The sequence below is a fragment of the Bacillus salipaludis genome, assembly GCF_030938565.1.
Classification (GTDB): domain Bacteria; phylum Bacillota; class Bacilli; order Bacillales; family Cytobacillaceae; genus Neobacillus; species Neobacillus salipaludis_A.
Window position 1 is genome coordinate 5,722,710 of sequence record NZ_JAVGVR010000001.1, and the last position, 18,182, is coordinate 5,740,891.

An 18,182-nucleotide genomic window follows, 5' to 3' on the forward strand; every position below is an offset into this window, starting at 1 on the left:
TCTGTTAGCAACTCCTAAACAGTGGTAACGTGAAATGATTTTCAGTGGAACCACCTTAAATGAGAATAAAAAAAGAAAATTCAGACAAACTATTATGTAAAAAACACCCGAGTAAAATAATACCTTATTAATTAATCAATTGCCATGGTATTAAAACTCAAATTCAATTTATTTTTCACATAAAGAATTAGTTTCATGTAAGGTAATGCAAACATAACTGAAAAGCTACTCTAAATTGAGCAAAGCTCATAGAAAGAAACCAGTACATAAATGCACTGGTTTCTTTCTCTTTTATTCTGCTGCCAAAACGGCACCATGGTACTTATCTTTAATGAATTGTTGAATTTCTTTTGATTTAAGAACTTCAACAAGTGTTTTAATTTCGGGGCGATCCTTGTCCTCAGATCGAACAACAACAAGATTTGCTGGAACTACATCTTTACCTTCAAATGCGATTCCATACTTTTTGATATCGATACCGCCTTCTAATGCGTAGTTTGTATTAATAACAACCGCATCACCTTCACCGCTTTGGAAAGAAGAAGCTAATAATTTCGCTTCAATTAAAGTTGAGAAATCGAGTTTCTTTGGATTGGAAACAATATCCTCTACTCTTGCATTAGCGCCAACGCCTTTTTTAAGCTTAATTAAACCTGCTTTTTCAAAAATAGGTAAAATACGGCCATGATCGCTAAGTGAATTACTCATAATAATTTTCGCACCTGTTGGAAGGTCTTTTAAGCTTTTATATTTTTTAGAATAAATTCCAATTGGTTCCTTATGGATTTCACCAACACTCACAAAATGAAAATCCTTGTTTTCTTTCATTTGAAGTGCTAAATAACCTGGTGTCTGGAAGTAGTTTGCATCAAGTTCTTTATCCCTTAATGCTACATTTGGAAGAACATAATCTTGAAAAACTTTTATTTCAAGGTCAATTCCTTTTTTCTTTAATAAAGGTTTTGCCGCTTCAAGCACTTCCGCATGCGGTACAGCAGTTGCACCAACGACTAATTTTTTATTACCATCATTCTTTGCCGTATCATTTTTTGCACCTGAGCACGCTGATAAAGCAAATGCTAATAATGCAACGAAAATGAGACTAAATACTTTCTTCATTTCTAACTCCTCCTTTTAACGTTTATCTGTTTTCTTTGTAAAATAATCTCCAATAAATTGGATAATAAATACTAAAATTAAAATCGCTATTGTTGCAACCAACGTGACAAATGGTCTATTGCGCTGAAAACCTTCAAGGTAGGCAAAATTTCCAAGTCCACCTGCACCAATGACTCCAGCCATCGCTGTAAAGCTAACTAGCGAAATAGCCGTTACAGTTATCCCTGAAATTAATGCTGGCAAAGATTCCGGTATTAATACTTTAAATATAATACGGCCATGTGTTGCTCCCATTGATTGCGATGCCTCAATAACACCTTTATCGATTTCCCTTAGGGCAATTTCCACCATTCTTGCATAAAAAGGAGCTGCTCCAATAATCAGGGCCGGCATCGCCGCATCTGGCCCGAGCATCGTCCCAAGCACTAATTTTGTAAATGGAATTAATAAAACAATTAAAATAATAAATGGAATCGATCTAAAAATATTAACAAAGCCAGCTATAATGACATTAACTGTTCGATTTGCCCATAAATTATCTTTAGCTGTTAAAAATAACAACAAGCCTAGTAATAGCCCTAAAACAAATGTTGCAAACACTGAAATAAAAGTCATATAAATGGTTTCACGTGTTGCTGCAATTAATTCGTCCCAATTTACCATTTCCATTAGGTTAGCCATTACTGATCACCTCCACGCCAACTTGCTGTGAGTGAATAAAATTGATGGCTTTTTGAATTTCATTAGATTGTCCATCCAAATGGATAAATAATGTTCCATATGACCCGTTTTGAGTATGCGAAATTTTCCCTTGAAGAATATTTACGACAACATCGAAATCCCGGATCACGTTTGTAATTAATGGCTGTTCTGTTGCTTCCCCCACAAAAGAGAGTTGCACCACTTGCCCATGTGGATAAAGTTCAAGCAAATGCTCAGCAGTTTCTTTTGTCTCTTCCGGTTCTGTTACCTGCTGAACAAAGCGCTTTGTAATCGGCTGCTGAGGGTTTTTAAACACATCTAACACCGGACCAAGCTCCACGACTCTTCCACTTTCCATCACAGCTACCCTGTGGCAGATTTTACGAATTACATGCATCTCATGGGTGATTAAAACAATCGTTAAACCAAGTCTTTTATTGATATCGACCAACAAGTCAAGAATTGAATCCGTGGTTTGCGGGTCAAGGGCTGAGGTTGCCTCATCACAAAGCAAAACCTTTGGATTGTTCGCTAATGCACGGGCAATACCAACTCTTTGCTTTTGGCCGCCACTCAACTGCGAAGGATAAGCATTTTCCCTGCCTTCAAGGCCAACTAGTTTCACCAACTCGCTGACACGCTTTACTCTTTCCGCTTTATTTACCCCTGCAATTTCCAATGGGAACTCAATATTCTCACTTACTGTTCTTGACCAAAGTAAATTAAAGTGCTGGAATATCATACTGATTTCTTGGCGTGCTTTTCGCAAATCACTGCCCTTAATCTTTGAAACTTCACGGCCGGCAACAGTAACGGATCCCTCTGTAGGAAGCTCCAATCCATTTAACATACGAATTAACGTACTTTTACCCGCACCACTATAACCAATTACCCCAAAAATTTCCCCTTTGTTTATTTCCAGGTTCACGTCGTCTACTGCCTTTAACTGCCCCTGTTTCGAAGGGAAAATTTTTCGAACATTTTTTATAGAAATCATAGAATTCACCTTCTTTTTTCCATATATACGTAAAAGTAAAAATTCCAATTGCTCCGTATCACTTAAACATAGGGTTTGATGGTTTCGAATAAAACATTCTATTTTAGAAAAATAAAAATGCCTTTCTGCGCAGGCAGAAAGGCATAATAAATTCAACCTTTCTCCCATCTCTCAAAGCAATAGCTTTGTGTGAATTGGCACCATTTCAATCAAATTGACGGTTGCCGGGCTTCATCGGGCACATCCCTCCACCTCTCTGGATAAGAGCATTAAGCATCCTATATTCAATTAACACACATATGATGTAAGCAATCATTTTATTACGAAAGCTATCGTATCACGGATAAAAAGGGGTGTCAACGAAAATTCTACATATTTAGAAAAAATCAGACATGGTAGTTTTAGGCATTGGCCGTTAACGATATCAACCCAGTTGCTGCTTCAATAGCAGATTCAAGGTCTTCAATTAAATCCTCAACATTTTCGATACCGATTGATAGACGAATTAAATCTTCAGAAACTCCAGCTGCTTTAAGACCCTCAGCGTCTAATTGCTGGTGTGTGGTACTTGCCGGGTGAATGATTAAGCTCTTCGCATCCCCAACATTGGCCACATGTGCCCAGAGAGTAATGGAATCAATTAACTTAGCTCCTGCTTCCTTACCACCCTTGATACCGAATACAACCATCGAGCCGGCACCTTTTGGTAAATATTTCTCAGCAAGCTCATGGTCAGGATGTGATGGGTGTCCTGGATAGGATACCCATTCAACAGCAGGATGGTTTACTAAATAATCCACAATCTGCTTCGTATTGGCAACATGCTCTTTCATACGAACATGAAGGGTTTCGAGTCCAAGTACAAATTGGAAAGCATTTTGAGGACTTAATGCCGGTCCAAGATCACGCAGCAATTGAACGCGTGCCTTGATAATATAAGCAACCGCACCAAGTGCCTCCGCATAAACAAGATCATGATAGCTCGCATCAGGTGTTGTAAAGCCCGGGAATTTTGGCGAATTCCAATCGAACTTACCGCCGTCTACAATAATTCCCCCTGTTGTTGTACCATTTCCTAACAACCATTTTGTAGCAGAGTGAATGACAATATCTGCCCCATGTTCAATCGGACGGCAGAGATATGGTGTTGCAAAGGTATTGTCGATAATCAGCGGAACACCTGCCGCATGGGCAATATCGGCCACTTTTTCAATATCTAATATGGTTAAGCTTGGATTACCAATTGTTTCGGCGAAAACCGCTTTTGTTTTTTCCGTGATGGCAGTACGGAAGTTTTCAGGATTTTCAGGGTCAACAAATTTCACATTAATTCCGTATTTTGGTAATGTTACAGCGAAAAGATTATAAGTGCCGCCGTATAATGTTGATGCTGCGACAATTTCATCTCCTGCTTGAGCAAGGTTTAAAATTGCCAAGGTAATGGCGGCCATCCCACTTGCAACTGCAAGAGCTCCAACACCGCCTTCTAATAAGGCAACCCTTTCCTCAAAGACAGTTGTGGTTGGATTGTGAATCCGTGTATATATGTAACCAGGCTCTGCTAACGCAAAAAGGTTAGCGGCGTGTTCTGTGCTTTTAAATTGATAGGCATTGTTTTGATAAATTGGAACGGCACGAGCACCCGTTACAGGATCTGGAGATAAGCCTCCATGAACACTTAAAGTTTCAAAACGTAATTTTTTTTGATCGACTCCCACACTAATCCACTCCCTTTTAAAAAATGGCTCTGTTAAACATTGTCAAAAAAATAACCCCGCTTCATAAGAAGAGGGGACTCTCTCTTCTTATCTTTTCAGAGCATATTGCTCCGCTGGAATTAGCACCGTGTATAAACCGGTTGCCGGGCATCATAGGGCCAGTCCCTCCACCGCTCTGGATAAGAATATTTATTAAATTATTATTATTAATTGAATATTTAAACAGATAATACACCTTTATTCCGATAGAGTCAATAGGTTTATTCAGATTATTCTGTAAGACTTTGTGTCAATTTTAGTTAAATAAAAAAGCGCCTCCAAAAGCAGCAAGGTTCGGAAAGAAGCTTTTACTTGGAGTCGCCCCTTCTGCATAAGAGATCTCAATTTCCGTTCACCCGAAAGAAGCTGTTGAACTGTTTCTATCTCACCGTAAATTTCACATTCTGTAAAATTCTCGCTTGGATCATGCAACAATGTACATTCTCCATTTTTTAAAAAAATATCAATGTTTTGATGCCCGCAAATAAAACGGACCATCAGACCATCCTCATTATTTAATAGAGATCGTATGTGATCACGCTCTTTAACCTTGATCAGAAAGATTTGAATCATTTCCATCATCTTTATCACTCCGTTCTATTTGCTTACTAACTATTTCAGCAAAAAGAACCAGAATCCTTTCAAAACCTGTCGACAAATTAAAACAGATGCTGCTAGGATAGCAGCATCTGTTTTATGTTAGGTTTTCATTGATTTTTTCAATTAGATAGGGCACAGAGCGGAAAGCGTAGAGCAGTTCAACCACTTGACCATTGTGAATAAACATTAAACACGGAACGCTTTCGATACCATAGCTTTTCCCAAAATCGGGGTAAAAATTTAAGTTCATTTTCCCCATTTTGCAATCCACCATTTGTTCAATGACTTGCAACATCCTTGAAGCTACCTGACAGGTCCCACATAAAGGTGTATAAAAGTACACGAGCCCTGTCGATTTATTTTCTATAAATAATGAGAATTCATCTCGATTCCATTCTTTCATTGATTCACTCAGCAATTCTCCAAAAATTGTGTATGCACATCAATATTTGCCCCTAATAAGACGGTCGCAAGATGGTGTTCAGGGGCCGTTGCAACTTCGCGGTAAGACCGGTCAATATAGATATGCTCAGCTTGGGGAAATTCCCTTTTAAATTGTTTTCGCAACTTCTCTCCAGCCGCATCCGCATCCACTAGAATATAGACATCCTTGTCCTCAAGAAAATCAATTAATTCATCTAACTTTGTAATACTAATGGTCCCATTGGTACATATGATCTCAACAGGTTCCTTTACAATTCTTTTGACCTTTCTCTTATCAGATGTCCCTTCCACAATAAGAACCTTGTCAACATATGAGTCATTCATATCATCACCTGTATTATGAAGTCTTGTGTTTATGTTAACATATTCTAGATATACATATAACGTGAGCCTTGCTTTTATGTCCATTTTTACCAAAAAAATTAGAAAGGAAGATAACTTTTTAAATGAAGGTATTTCCTGTTATATTGTATTATTTGTTTCCTAATATACTTTTTGAAAAATGGTAATAAAGTGAAAAAAGCACCCTGATATCAAGGTGCTTAGATTACATAATTATTCGTTAATCATTTCTTCGTATTGTTCAGCAGTCATCAGCTTGTCCAATTCGCTGTTGTCGGAAACTTCAACTACAATCATCCATGCTTTTTCATATGGAGATTCGTTTACAAATTCAGGATTGTCACTCAAATCTTCGTTAATTTCAACGATTTTGCCGCTGACAGGAGCATATAGCTCAGAAACAGTTTTAACGGACTCAACGCTGCCAAATGGTTCGTCAGCAGAAACTTCATCGCCAATTTCAGGAAGCTCAACGAATACAATATCTCCTAGTTCGTGCTGTGCAAAGTCAGTAATTCCAATTCGCACTTTTTCTCCCTCAACTTTTACCCATTCATGTTCTTCAGAATAACGTAACTCTTTTGGTGTACTCATTCGAAAATCCCTCCATTAATTTTTCTAAAATCTATTATCGATAAAAAAATCGATTTCCATAATGAAGACAAGAAAAGCAGATCGTTAAACGCTTACAGCCATTTTTGCTCATACTCTTCTTCTTTAAAGCCAACGGTAACTTTTTCTCCGTCTGTTAAAATAGGCCTTTTGATTAACATCCCATCTGATGCAAGTAAATCAATTAATTCTTCATCCGATGCAGACTTCATTTTATCCTTAATACCCAATTCGCGATACTTTTGACCGCTAGTATTAAAGAATTTTTTCAACTCTAAACCGCTTTTTTGATAAAATCCCGTTAATTCCTCTTTAGAAGGGGGATTTTCAACAATATGTATTTCCTTGTAGGAAAGATGATGATCATCCAGCCATTTCTTTGCCTTTCGACAGGTTCCGCATTTAGGATACCAGTAAAAAGTCAGAGACATCTGTTTCACCGCCCTCTTTTCCAAAATTAAACTTCAGAGTGACAATTGAATCTTACCATAACGGAGTCAAAATTCCTAATATAAAAATAGCACAATAATAAGACAATTTTAAATCAATCGTGCTAAGCAGGAATAAGAATGGATTCTATCATCAAGTCCATTAGAAAAAATTCGACTTTCTTCGCAAAAATCCTTCCTGCCATATAAATTTTTATAAAAAAGAGAAAACTCCCCTCTAAAAGAAGGGAGCTTCATATGAATTAAACGATATAACGTTCTGCTTCAATGATCACATCTGCAGCTTGTCGTTTTTTCGCAATAACATTTATTGGGGTATGGCGGGTGAATTTACGAAGCGAAGACAACATTATACGAAGCGTATCGCCTTGTTCAATCGCAACTAATGTTTCTTTTGCAATCTGCTCGATCTCATTAAAGGCTTCTTGACAGAAAATTTGCGTATAAAGAAGCTTTTGTTGATTCTTCTCAACACCTGATTTGGCAATTGCTTTTTCTGTACGTAATACAACGGATTCCATCGCATAGGCATTGGATACGAGGTCCGCAATATTCGAAAGAACTTCTTGTTCTTTTTCAAGTGCTTTGCCGTATTTTTGTGCAGCTAAACCAGCAGCCAATAAACCAATTTTCTTCGCATTTTTCACTAAATATTTTTCTTGTGCGAGTGGCTCATCACCAGGTTCTTCCGGCATTAACATCATTAATTCTTCCTGAAGCTGTAATGCTTTTTGGAATAATGGCAGTTCGCCTTTCATTGCCTTTTTCACAAATGTTCCTGGTACAAGAAGACGGTTGATTTCATTTGTTCCTTCAAAGATTCGGTTAATACGGGAGTCACGATAGGCTCTTTCAATTGGATACTCCTGCATAAACCCGTATCCACCATGAATTTGAACACCTTCGTCAACAACCTGATCTAAAACTTCACTTGCAAAGAATTTATTTAGAGAGCATTCGATTGCATATTCAGCAATGGAATTAGCCACTAATTTAATATCCTTTGCTTCTTCGGTTGAAAGTTTTCCTTCATTATCTTCATATAATCCAATTGTTCGATATACAGAGCTCTCAGCAGCATATATTTTCGATGCCAAGGTACCGAATTTTTCTTTTGTTAGGTTGAATTGAGAGATGGGTGTTTTGAATTGCTGGCGCCCATTAGCGTATTTTACGGTCATTTCAAAAGCATTTTTAGAACCGCCAACAGCACCGACTGCGAGCTTATAACGGCCGATATTTAAAATATTAAAGGCAATAACATGACCTCTGCCAAATTCGCCTAAAAGGTTTTCTTTTGGAACCGGTACATCCTGAAGAATCAGCGTCCGAGTAGAAGAGCTCTTAATTCCCATTTTCTTTTCTTCAGCACCCGTTGAAACGCCGGGGAAATCTCTTTCAACGATGAATGCAGTAAAATGCTCGCCATCCACTTTTGCATAAACACAGAACACATCTGCAAAACCGGCATTGGTAATCCATTGCTTTTCACCATTTAAAATATAATGAGTTCCTTCCGTATTTAATCTTGCTGTTGTTTTTGCACCAAGTGCATCGGATCCTGAGCCTGGCTCTGTTAGGGCATAGGCAGCAAGCTTTTCACCTGAAGCAAGTGCAGGTAAATATTTTTTCTTTTGCTCTTCGTTTCCGAACAGGACGATTGGCAGGGATCCAATTCCGACATGAGCACCATGTGAAAGTGAGAACCCACCGGCCTTTGACATTTTTTCAGTAATAAGTGATGAGCTAACTTTATCTAGGCCTATTCCATCATATTCTTCCGGTACATCTGCACCTAGTAGTCCAAGCTCCCCTGCTTCTTTTAAAAGTTTTACTGTACGGTCGAACTCATGTTTTTCTAAATACTCAACCTGTGGAAGCACTTCATTTTCCACAAAGTCTTCGGTTGTTTTCGCAATCATTTTATGCTCATCCGAAAAATCCTCAGGTGTAAACACACGGTCATAGGAAACATCTTCAATTAAAAAGCTTCCGCCTTTTATGATTTTTTCAGTTTGGTTTGCCATTAAAAAATTCCTCCCATTGGAAATTCATCGAATTTATTCAGAAGGGGCGCTTACAAATCAGCCCCTTTTGAATAAATTAAAATTGTTTGTTATTCGTGCCTTCCTCTACAATCAACTTTGTATAAAAATCAACAATGTTCTTTAGCATAGCCTTGATTAAAGAAGTTCGAATACGCCGGCAGCGCCCATTCCGCCGCCAATACACATCGTAACGACACCAAATTGTTCATTTCTGCGCTTTAATTCATGAATGAGTGACAATGTAAGCTTGGCACCTGTACAGCCTAGCGGGTGGCCAAGTGCAATGGCGCCGCCATTTACGTTCACTTTTTCTTCATCAAGGCCAAGCTCACGAATAACTTGAAGCGATTGGGAAGCAAATGCCTCATTCAATTCAAAGACATTGATATCAGAAAGTTCGAGTCCTGCCAGTTTTACAGCTTTTGGAACAGCAACAACCGGGCCTACCCCCATAATTTCTGGTGGGACACCGCCAACAGCAAATGATCTGAATTTTGCCAGCGGTTTTAGACCGAGCGATTCAGCCTTTTCACGGTCCATGACCATCACAGCAGCAGCACCATCACTCGTTTGCGAAGAATTTCCTGCCGTAACAGAGCCTGTTACTGAGAAGGCCGGCCGGAGCTTCGCTAGGGTTTCTACGTTCGTGCCAGGACGAACCCCTTCATCCTGTGAGAACTGAATCGTTTTTTCAACAAGCTTATTGTCTTTGCCAATTGAACGGATGGTGACATCGACCGGTACGATTTCATCGACAAATTTTCCTTCTTGAATTGCCTTTGCTGCACGTTCATGGCTTCGCACTGCAAATGCATCCTGGTCTTCGCGGGTAATTCCATATTTCTTTGCCACTTGCTCTGCTGTATGGCCCATACTCATGTAATATTGCGGTGCGGTTTCGGCTAATTTTAAATTTGGTCGAGTGACATGACCCATCATCGGGATTAGGCTCATCGATTCCGCACCTCCCGCGATGGCAGTATCGGTGTGGCCCAGCATAATTCCTTGTGCTGCATAAGCAATAGCCTGTAATCCAGAAGAACAATACCGATTGATGGTAATCGCAGGAACAGTATGTGGAAGCCCGGCAAGAGCACCTATATTTCGTGCCATGTTAAGCCCTTGTTCAGCTTCCGGCATGGCACAACCTATGATTAAGTCATCGATATTTCCTTCATAATTTCCAGCACGTTTCAAAGTTTCTTTTACTACCAATGCTCCCAAATCATCAGGACGAACATTGGCAAGCGTTCCTTTCTTCGCTTTACCAACCGGGGTCCGAGCTCCGGCTACAATGACCGCTTCTCTCATAACGTTCCCTCGCCTTCTTTCACTTTTAAAAAATACCAATCTATTATTTTAGTTTCTTAATGGTTTTCCTTTCACAAGCATGTGCTGCATCCGCTGCTGCGATTTTGGCTCTCCAACAAGACTCAGGAATGCTTCTCTTTCCAAATCTAATAGATACTGTTCATCTACTTCAGTACCAAATGGAACCTTCCCTCCAGCAATGACATATGCAAGCTTTTTGGCAATTTTCAAGTCATGCTCGGAGATGTAGCCTGACAGGAACATTCCCTCTGCACCAAGTAACAGGGTCGCATAACCGGTTTCACCAACAACAGGAACTTTTCTGCGAACCTTTGGTTTATAGCCTTTTTCGTGGAGCGCAAGGACCGCCTGCTTTGCATCATATAGCTGGTGATCGCTGTTTACACTAATCCCATCAGCAAAATCTAAGAAATTATTTTCCCGCGCTTCCTCACCAGAGGTTGACACCTTAGCCATTGCGATCGTTTCGAATACTTTATTAGCGACATTTTGTAAATCAAATGGCACACCATTTGGAAGATTCTCTAAATGCTTAATGTAAAGCTCCTTATTACCGCCGCCGCCAGGGATTAAACCGACACCGACTTCAACAAGTCCCATATAAGTCTCGGCAGATGCCTGAATATGGGCAGCCGGTAAACAAACCTCTGCTCCGCCGCCAAGCGTCATGGCAAATGGTGCAGCTACAACTGGTTTTAAGCTGTATTTAATTTTCATCATCGCCTGATGGAAATGACGAACAACCATATCCAATTCATAAATATTATCATCCTGGGCTTCCATCAAAATCATGGCAAGGTTGGCTCCGACACAGAAGTTTTTCCCTTGGTTCCCGATTACCAGGCCCTTGTAGTTTTTCTCTACCTCATCAATGGCAAAGTTTACCATTTGGATGATATCAAGACCGATGGCATTATTAGGAGATTGGAATTCGAGAAGCGCTACACCGTCTCCGATATCGATTAAGCTGGCGCCGCTGTTTTTCTTAATGACCCCTTTTTGTTTTTTAATTTTTTTCAAATCCATTACCTTTGGATTAAATTCAACCGATTTATATTCTCCGTTATCGTAGAAGGATTCTTCTTTGTAGAAAGTCGTAAATCCTTTTTCAAGCATTTCTGTAACCCAGGCAGGGACTTCAAGTCCGTTTTCTTTCATCTTTTGAACGGATTTTTCTACACCAATGGCATCCCATGTTTCAAACGGACCCATTTCCCAGCCGAAACCCCATTTCATTGCATGGTCAATCGCAACAATATCATCGGCAATTTCGCCTAGTAATTGAGCGGAATAAACGAGAACGGGACTGAATATATTCCATAAAAGCTCACCGGCACGGTCCTTGGCATATACAAGCGCTTTCAATTTATTGGCACTGCCCTTTTCCTGTTTGCTCAGTTCTATTGCAGGGGTGGATAATTTTTTGCGTGGACTGTATTCTAATGTACTAGGATCAAGTTCAAGAATTTCTTTGCCTTTTTTCAAAAAGAACCCTTGGCCGGATTTACTGCCTAGCCAGCCTTTTTCAAGCATCGTTTTCATGAAGGTGGGGACTTCAAAGATTTCCTTTTCCTTTCCTTCCACTTGTTCATATACATTGTTGGCCACATGGACAAAGGTATCGAGACCAACCACATCGAGAGTACGGAAGGTTGCACTTTTTGGACGGCCAACCAACGGACCTGTAACGGAATCCACTTCACCGACACTGTAACCGCCTTTTAGCATTTCCTGAAGTGTAATCAAAAGTCCGTACGTACCAATACGGTTCGCAATAAAGTTTGGTGTATCCTTTGCTATGACAACCCCTTTCCCTAATACGTCCTCACCAAAGGTTTTCATGAAAGCAAGAACTTCAGGGTCAGTATATTGAGTAGGAATGACCTCAAGCAATTTTAAGTACCTTGGAGGATTGAAAAAGTGAGTTCCCAGGAAATGCTTCTTGAAATCGTCTGATCTGCCTTCAACCATTGCTTCGACAGAAATTCCGGATGTATTTGAACTGATGATGCTGCCTGGCTTACGATATTGATCAACACGCTCAAATACCTGCTTTTTGACATTTAAATTTTCAACGACCACTTCGATGACCCAGTCAACATCCTTTAATTTGATTAGATCATCTTCAAGATTTCCTGCCTCAATAAGGTCAAGATTTTTTTTCACCGTTAATGGTGCCGGTTTTTGTTTTAAAAGCTTTTGTATGGATGTATGACTAATACGATTTCGGACCTGTTTATCTCCAAGAGTAAGCCCTTTCGCCTTTTCTTCTTCCGTTAATTCCCGAGGCACAATATCCAATAAAAGTGTTGAAATGCCGTTGTTTGCCAGATGGGCAGCAATTCCCGAGCCCATTACTCCAGATCCTAGAACAGCTGCTTTTTTAATTTGTTGGTTCAACATGGTCTCCCCCTCCGATACTTTGAATGAATACTCATTCATTTTTTGAGTAAAAAAAATTCACTTGAATGAGTTCTGTTACTATTAACTATAAAAGATTTTAAAAATTTGCGCAATCTATAATCGCGGAAAATTGAAATTTTTTTGAAAATTAATTTTTATTGGTTTAATACAATAAAAATTAATCAATGGGCATTCTATTTTTGAGGTGATAATCATGGGCAAAATGAAGAAAAACCCCTCCAAAGCAGGGGTAAGCGCGGCAAGCGTTCAGGGGGATGCTGGTCCTAACGTTGAAAATGACGGCGGCGGAAAAAGGAACAGCCAAAACAACCAATTCAAGAAAAGATAAACAGGCTGAATTTTTTCAGCCTGTTTTTTGTTCACGGAAAATGCATTTTTTAACGGGCATAAAAATTCCCTTTTAACAAAGGATAAAGTGGTAAAAGATTATAGATACAGGAGGGGTAATCACTATGCAGCAACAAAATATGAACATGCAGCAGCAAAACATGAATACGGCTCAGTCGAATATGAATATGCAAAATCAACAGAATATCATGCAGCAGCCTCCCGGGATTATTTCAACAAAGGATTCTCTTTATTTAACCGATATGATGTCTTGGAACTTACTGGCGGCTAAAAAGGCCCATTTTTTTGCCCAGCAATGTCAGGACCAAGAGTTAAAAACGGAAGCAGAAAAATGCGGCCAAATGCATCAGCGCCACTATCAGCAGCTGCTTAATCATCTTGGGCACCATGCAAATTCACAGCAACCGCTAAATGGTATGCAATAAGAGAGGAGCGCGAGATTATGATGAACCAAAATCAGAACCAAAACCAACAAAAAATTAAAAATCCCGAAACACAGGTTCCGAAAACACCACAAATGAATGAACGCGATTTTATCAATGATTTATTAACAACTGAAAAGTATATGACCACTTCCTATAGCATGGCCTTGCACGAAGCAAGCCATCAAGGCCTCTATCAGGACATGATGCAGATCTTTACCGAAACACAAAATTGCCAAAGAGACCTATATAACCTAATGTTTAAAAAAGGCTGGTACGCAGTCGAGGCCGCCGAACAACAAAAACTTCAACAATCCTATCAGCAATTCCAAGGCTACACTAACCAACTTCCAAATGGCGGAATGGTTCAGTAAGAAAAGCGGAAGCGCCTTGATCAGACCCGACAAGCGCTGGAGGACCTGACGGTGAAGTCGTTCTTTGACTTCATCGGCAGGGCCGAAGCCACTCGAGGGGCTAGGCGCTGGAGCTGGACAGTAATAGCTTTTCGACAAAAATCGGGTGGTGCCTGGCACCACCCGATTTTTGTCGAATTTATTTCTTACGATGTTCTTCATTCATTTGTTTGATTTCGCCCACAATTTCTTTCATTTGTTCTTTTGCTTCTGGATACATGCTATTCCAATGCTTGGCCAGCGCGGGCATGGATTTGGCAATATGGGTGTAGAGTGCCCATACTTTTACTTTTTCTTTTGTTTCTGTATCGCATTCTCCGACAAGGAGTTCGCTGTATTTATCGAGGATTACTTCAAATTGCTGTAAAAATTTTTCTTCCACTTTCGACACCTTCCATCTACTTAAGATGTGGTTGAAAACATGTATTTCTTATAATGGTAGCGAATGGAAAAAATTAATCCGAGCCCCATCATATTCCCCATTAACGAACTGCCGCCATAACTGATAAACGGAAGCGGAATACCGGTGATAGGTAATACTCCAATGGTCATCCCGATATTTTGAAAAACGTGGAAGGTAATCATACTGATCACCCCGACACAAATATACGTATAGAAATTATTTTTCGTTTCCATCCCCACCTTGGTAATGTGGTAAATCAACAAGAAAAATAAACTGATTAAAACACTTGCACCAACAAAGCCAAATTCCTCGCCGACTATACTAAAAATAAAGTCAGTGTGGCTCTCGGGTAAATATACATCCCTGTTCCCATACCCTTTTCCTGATGTTTGTCCGGAACCAATTGCCAGAAGGGATTGGGTTAATTGATAACCTGCAGAACTTTGAAAATTATAGGGATCAAGCCAAGAATAGATCCGGCTGAACTGATACTGTCTTACCCCAAGATACTTTTCCAACAAATCCGGTTTCACCAATACAAAATAAAATATCGTGGAAATCAACACGGTTCCGACTGAAAAAATCGGTAAAAGAAGTTTCCAGGAGATTCCCGAGATAAAAATCATACCTAACATAATCGATAAAAAGACAAGCGAAGTCCCTAAGTCCTGCTTAATAATCAGCATTAACGGAAACATTGTTACTATTCCCAGCTTCATTAACAGCCAGAAATCCGATTGCATTGTTTTTACCAGATGTTTATGATGATGATTTTCAATCACCCATGCCAGAGCCAGGATAATAAAGACTTTCACAAACTCTGATGGCTGGAGCGAACCAATCCCAGGGACCTTAAACCAGTTTTTCGCGCCATTGATGACTGGTGCAATACTTGGCGGGGCAATAATCAATAATCCTAGAAGAAAAATACCAAAGCCATAAAGGTACCATGTGATTTTCTTTAATTGGTCAGAATCAAAGGTCATAACCCCGGCAATGATTCCGCCTCCCACCGCATACCAGACAATTTGCTTCAATACAAAATTCTCCTTGTATTGGCCGCTTGCCTGTGCACTATAGATCGAAATACAACTGGCTAAACAGAGTAACAATAAGATAAAAATAAGACTATAATCAAGTTTCGAAGTTGAGTTATTGTGATTGGAAGTCATGCTCATTCATTCTCCTTTTAATGCACCAACCCTTAAAAGAATCTTTACATTCCTTCATTATATTTTTATTATCCGCAAATCACAACTTCTAACCTTCGAATGGGTTAATTTACATGGTTAATCCAGATTTTCACTGGGAATTTCAGGTTGAAAGTAGAATTTCTTAACCTCTTCCACCATCCATTCCAAATTATTAGGTACCTGTGGAAGCCCATAGCCAATATATAGCGGTGTTGTCACAAACCTAGGCACAATTTTCGCAAAAATTCTTTGATGAATATGATGAAAAAACAAATTATAGCTGGTAGCTTTAAATGGAAAATGGTTTAGAATATAATGGACTGCTGTTTGAATATAGTCCCCAAAAGCCTCGACGTATCCTTCATCAGCCATTTCCACGTTAAATTCATAAAAGCCAACCCTTGGCTTAGTTGATAAAGAAAAGACCACCCCGTCTGTTTCTTCTATGACAATCCCTTCAAATACGCCTTCGGAAACCTTCTCCTTGTAATCAAGATCATTTAAGCCAACAATCTGCATATGGGGGTGGGCAATCGTTCCTCCTGATAATGGCCCATGGTTTTTAAAAAAGATGACTGATTTCCAATGACCACTTTCCTCCATATCACGCCAATGTTTTAGGCCAAATTGTAAAAGTCTATGTAAATGTGCTTTCGAGTACATCGATAATTCCCGGTGGCATTCATCTGTTTCAATTAAAACAGTTTGATAAGCGTTTACCAAAACAGGGTATTTATTTTTTAACAGAATAATAGGACCATCGACTTCGATCAAATCCGTCAATTGGTCGCGGTCACAAAAAGGGCAAGCTTGCTGTTTATTTCGGATATTCTCAGGCTTTTGAACACCAATGGATGTATTAAATAATAAATGGCTATTTTTCACTGTGCTTCTCCCCTCCAACATACTTACTTCTATTTTATGGGACAATGAAAAGCTTTTGCACTATTTTTACTTAAACAATCCAATTATTTGCTAATCTTTGAGAGAAGATAAGGAGAAATTTAATAAATAATTGAATAGCCCGCCTTTTTACGAATATTTATAAAGTAAACAAGCTTTCTATTACCATAAAAGAGAGGGAAAATATGTTAACCAAACTTGAAGCACTGGTGCTCGGAATTATTCAGGGATTAACAGAGTTTTTACCAATTAGTAGTACAGGCCACTTATATTTAGGTAGAAATTTGTTTGGCTTGCAGGAAGCGGGGCTTTTATTGGATACCATGCTCCATCTTGGAACCCTGCTTGCTGTATTGGTATTTTACAAGAACGAGTTCATCTATATCATCAAGAAGCCATTTAGCAAATTAACTTTATTATTAATTATTGGAACCATTCCAGCCGTTCTTATTGGGTTGACCTTTAAGGATTATTTTGATGAAATTTCTAAAACAGGAGCCACAATCGGCTGGGAATTCTTAATTACAGGGGTTTTCCTTTGGTTTGCGGATTCAGCAAAAAATGGCTATAAAAAAATGGACCAAATCAGCTATAAGGATGCATTTATTATTGGCACTTTTCAAGCAGCTGCGATTTTTCCAGCTATCTCCCGCTCTGGTATGACCATTGTTGCCGCATTATGGAGAAAATTGGACCGCGAAACAGCGGCTTACTTTTCCTTTCTCCTTTCAACACCGGCGATTGCAGGTGCTGTAGTCCTTCAGTCTTTTGAATTATTCGAGGGTAAGGGTGAAACCATTTCTTTATCGGCGTTATTAGTTGGGATTGTATCCTCCGCTATATTTGGTTATATTGCCGTCAAATGGATGGTTGAATTTTTGAAAAAGCATTCCTTAAAGCCTTTTGCGATTTATGTCTGGATTTTAGGATTTGCGGTCTTGTTTTTCCAATTAACAGGTAAGTTTTAAAAAAGCGGCTCATCATCTGAGCCGCTTTAGTTGCTAATGATAGCTGTTTCTTTTGCCATTGCCTTTGCTTTTTCCATGGCTTCTTGTTTGGCCCTTGCCATGATCTCCGGTACCTGTTTTGGATTATAATCTGTTCCTTCAGCAATAATTGAGTCCATCATTTCCAAACCAAGGAAGCCTAGTGCTGTCGTTAAAAAACGGTCGCCAAATTCAAGATCAGCCATAGGTCCTGTTGAATAAATGCCTCCACGTGTTTGAATATGAATCGCTTTTCTTCCAGTTAGTAGCCCTTTAGGACCATCCTTTGTGTTGTTAAAGGTTTTTCCAACAATAAATAGATTATCAAGAAAGGATTTTAATATGGCTGGAGACCCAAGGTTCCATAGCGGTGTGACAAAGACATAATAATCCGCATCAATAAACTGATCCGCAAGAGTATGCATTTTCGTTATTTTGGTTTGCTCTGCCTTTGATAATTGGTCAAAAGTTTGTCCCATAAAGGATAGCTTGGCACGTGCGTACATTAAATCCATATCAATTTCCGGGATTTCCATGTCATATAAATGCATCTGTGCAATTTCCACATCCGGGATTTCTTTCTTGAAAGCCTCAAGAAAAACCTCACCAATTTGCATTCCTTTTGAAAGCTTTCCATCCCTTTTTGGGTTAACAGTTATATAAAGAAGCTTTATCATCAAAATCTCAT

Annotated in this window: 20 protein-coding genes and 2 riboswitches; of the genes, 4 read left to right on the forward strand and 16 right to left on the reverse strand. The window is 39.3% G+C overall.

The features are described from left to right. Positions 1-291 precede the first annotated feature (291 nt). The 12 genes from RCG21_RS28555 to RCG21_RS28610 all read right to left on the reverse strand — a co-directional run bounded on the left by RCG21_RS28555 (position 292) and on the right by RCG21_RS28610 (position 12,805). Positions 292-1,119 (reverse strand): MetQ/NlpA family ABC transporter substrate-binding protein, encoded by an 828-nt coding sequence (locus tag RCG21_RS28555; RefSeq protein ID WP_308914011.1) that lies wholly within the window; start codon positions 1,117-1,119, stop codon positions 292-294. A gap of 15 nt (positions 1,120-1,134) precedes the next feature. Then, entirely contained in the window at positions 1,135-1,800 is a 666-nt protein-coding gene (locus tag RCG21_RS28560; RefSeq protein WP_133334043.1) for a methionine ABC transporter permease, read from the reverse strand. Beyond that, positions 1,793-2,818: a methionine ABC transporter ATP-binding protein gene (locus RCG21_RS28565; protein ID WP_133334042.1), complete on the reverse strand. Its 1,026-nt coding sequence runs from the start codon at positions 2,816-2,818 to the stop codon at positions 1,793-1,795. The genes RCG21_RS28560 and RCG21_RS28565 overlap by 8 nt, the downstream gene beginning before the upstream one ends. A gap of 161 nt (positions 2,819-2,979) precedes the next feature. Continuing rightward, positions 2,980-3,085, reverse strand: a riboswitch (SAM riboswitch). A gap of 134 nt (positions 3,086-3,219) precedes the next feature. Continuing rightward, entirely contained in the window at positions 3,220-4,536 is a 1,317-nt protein-coding gene (locus tag RCG21_RS28570) for an O-acetylhomoserine aminocarboxypropyltransferase/cysteine synthase family protein (protein ID WP_133334041.1), read from the reverse strand. An 84-nt stretch (positions 4,537-4,620) separates the two neighbouring features. Continuing rightward, a riboswitch (SAM riboswitch) is annotated at positions 4,621-4,722 on the reverse strand. Between the two features lie 78 nt (positions 4,723-4,800). After that, positions 4,801-5,157 (reverse strand): SCP2 sterol-binding domain-containing protein, encoded by a 357-nt coding sequence (locus tag RCG21_RS28575; protein WP_133334040.1) that lies wholly within the window; start codon positions 5,155-5,157, stop codon positions 4,801-4,803. Positions 5,158-5,269: 112 nt separating this feature from the next. Further along, a complete protein-coding gene (locus RCG21_RS28580) occupies positions 5,270-5,578 on the reverse strand; it encodes a thioredoxin family protein (protein ID WP_133334039.1) in 309 nt (102 codons plus the stop codon). Positions 5,579-5,586: 8 nt separating this feature from the next. After that, a complete protein-coding gene (locus RCG21_RS28585) occupies positions 5,587-5,943 on the reverse strand; it encodes a toprim domain-containing protein (RefSeq protein ID WP_026576030.1) in 357 nt (118 codons plus the stop codon). 231 nt (positions 5,944-6,174) lie between these two features. Beyond that, positions 6,175-6,555 carry a glycine cleavage system protein GcvH gene (gene gcvH, locus RCG21_RS28590; RefSeq protein ID WP_308914012.1) on the reverse strand — a complete coding sequence of 127 codons (381 nt, stop codon included), beginning with the start codon at positions 6,553-6,555 and terminating at the stop codon, positions 6,175-6,177. A gap of 92 nt (positions 6,556-6,647) precedes the next feature. Then, positions 6,648-7,004, reverse strand: a complete 357-nt coding sequence (locus RCG21_RS28595; RefSeq protein ID WP_133334037.1) for an arsenate reductase family protein — start codon at positions 7,002-7,004, stop codon at positions 6,648-6,650. 260 nt (positions 7,005-7,264) lie between these two features. Beyond that, positions 7,265-9,049: an acyl-CoA dehydrogenase FadE gene (locus RCG21_RS28600; RefSeq protein WP_308914013.1), complete on the reverse strand. Its 1,785-nt coding sequence runs from the start codon at positions 9,047-9,049 to the stop codon at positions 7,265-7,267. Between the two features lie 156 nt (positions 9,050-9,205). Next, the gene (locus tag RCG21_RS28605) at positions 9,206-10,381 is read right to left on the reverse strand and encodes an acetyl-CoA C-acetyltransferase (RefSeq protein ID WP_308914014.1); all 1,176 of its coding nucleotides are present in this window, start codon (positions 10,379-10,381) and stop codon (positions 9,206-9,208) included. Positions 10,382-10,429: 48 nt separating this feature from the next. After that, positions 10,430-12,805, reverse strand: a complete 2,376-nt coding sequence (locus RCG21_RS28610) for a 3-hydroxyacyl-CoA dehydrogenase/enoyl-CoA hydratase family protein (RefSeq protein ID WP_308914015.1) — start codon at positions 12,803-12,805, stop codon at positions 10,430-10,432. A gap of 214 nt (positions 12,806-13,019) precedes the next feature. On the opposite strand from RCG21_RS28610, the gene RCG21_RS28615 reads away from it, so the two are divergent. From RCG21_RS28615 to RCG21_RS28625, 3 genes are all read left to right on the forward strand, one after another. Continuing rightward, on the forward strand, positions 13,020-13,154 hold the full coding sequence (locus RCG21_RS28615) for a YuzL family protein (protein ID WP_081810862.1): 135 nt from the start codon (positions 13,020-13,022) through the stop codon (positions 13,152-13,154). A 160-nt stretch (positions 13,155-13,314) separates the two neighbouring features. Beyond that, positions 13,315-13,599, forward strand: coding sequence for a hypothetical protein (locus RCG21_RS28620; protein ID WP_133334212.1), 285 nt, complete (start codon positions 13,315-13,317; stop codon positions 13,597-13,599). A gap of 20 nt (positions 13,600-13,619) precedes the next feature. Next, on the forward strand, positions 13,620-13,970 hold the full coding sequence (locus tag RCG21_RS28625; RefSeq protein ID WP_133334211.1) for a spore coat protein: 351 nt from the start codon (positions 13,620-13,622) through the stop codon (positions 13,968-13,970). A 178-nt stretch (positions 13,971-14,148) separates the two neighbouring features. Here the strand turns inward: RCG21_RS28625 and RCG21_RS28630 are convergent, their stop codons facing one another. The 3 genes from RCG21_RS28630 to RCG21_RS28640 form a co-directional block, all read right to left on the reverse strand. After that, positions 14,149-14,391, reverse strand: coding sequence for a DUF2573 family protein (locus tag RCG21_RS28630; RefSeq protein ID WP_308914016.1), 243 nt, complete (start codon positions 14,389-14,391; stop codon positions 14,149-14,151). Between the two features lie 20 nt (positions 14,392-14,411). Continuing rightward, positions 14,412-15,584, reverse strand: a complete 1,173-nt coding sequence (locus tag RCG21_RS28635; RefSeq protein ID WP_308914017.1) for an FtsW/RodA/SpoVE family cell cycle protein — start codon at positions 15,582-15,584, stop codon at positions 14,412-14,414. 117 nt (positions 15,585-15,701) lie between these two features. Further along, complete coding sequence (locus RCG21_RS28640; RefSeq protein ID WP_308914018.1) at positions 15,702-16,490, reverse strand: DUF4931 domain-containing protein; 789 nt, start codon at positions 16,488-16,490, stop codon at positions 15,702-15,704. A gap of 203 nt (positions 16,491-16,693) precedes the next feature. Between RCG21_RS28640 and RCG21_RS28645 the strand changes: the two genes are divergently transcribed. Next, on the forward strand, positions 16,694-17,476 hold the full coding sequence (locus tag RCG21_RS28645) for an undecaprenyl-diphosphate phosphatase (protein WP_308914019.1): 783 nt from the start codon (positions 16,694-16,696) through the stop codon (positions 17,474-17,476). Positions 17,477-17,502: 26 nt separating this feature from the next. On the opposite strand, the gene RCG21_RS28650 is transcribed toward RCG21_RS28645, so the two are convergent. Then, positions 17,503-18,171: an FMN-dependent NADH-azoreductase gene (locus RCG21_RS28650; protein WP_308914020.1), complete on the reverse strand. Its 669-nt coding sequence runs from the start codon at positions 18,169-18,171 to the stop codon at positions 17,503-17,505. Positions 18,172-18,182 lie beyond the last annotated feature (11 nt).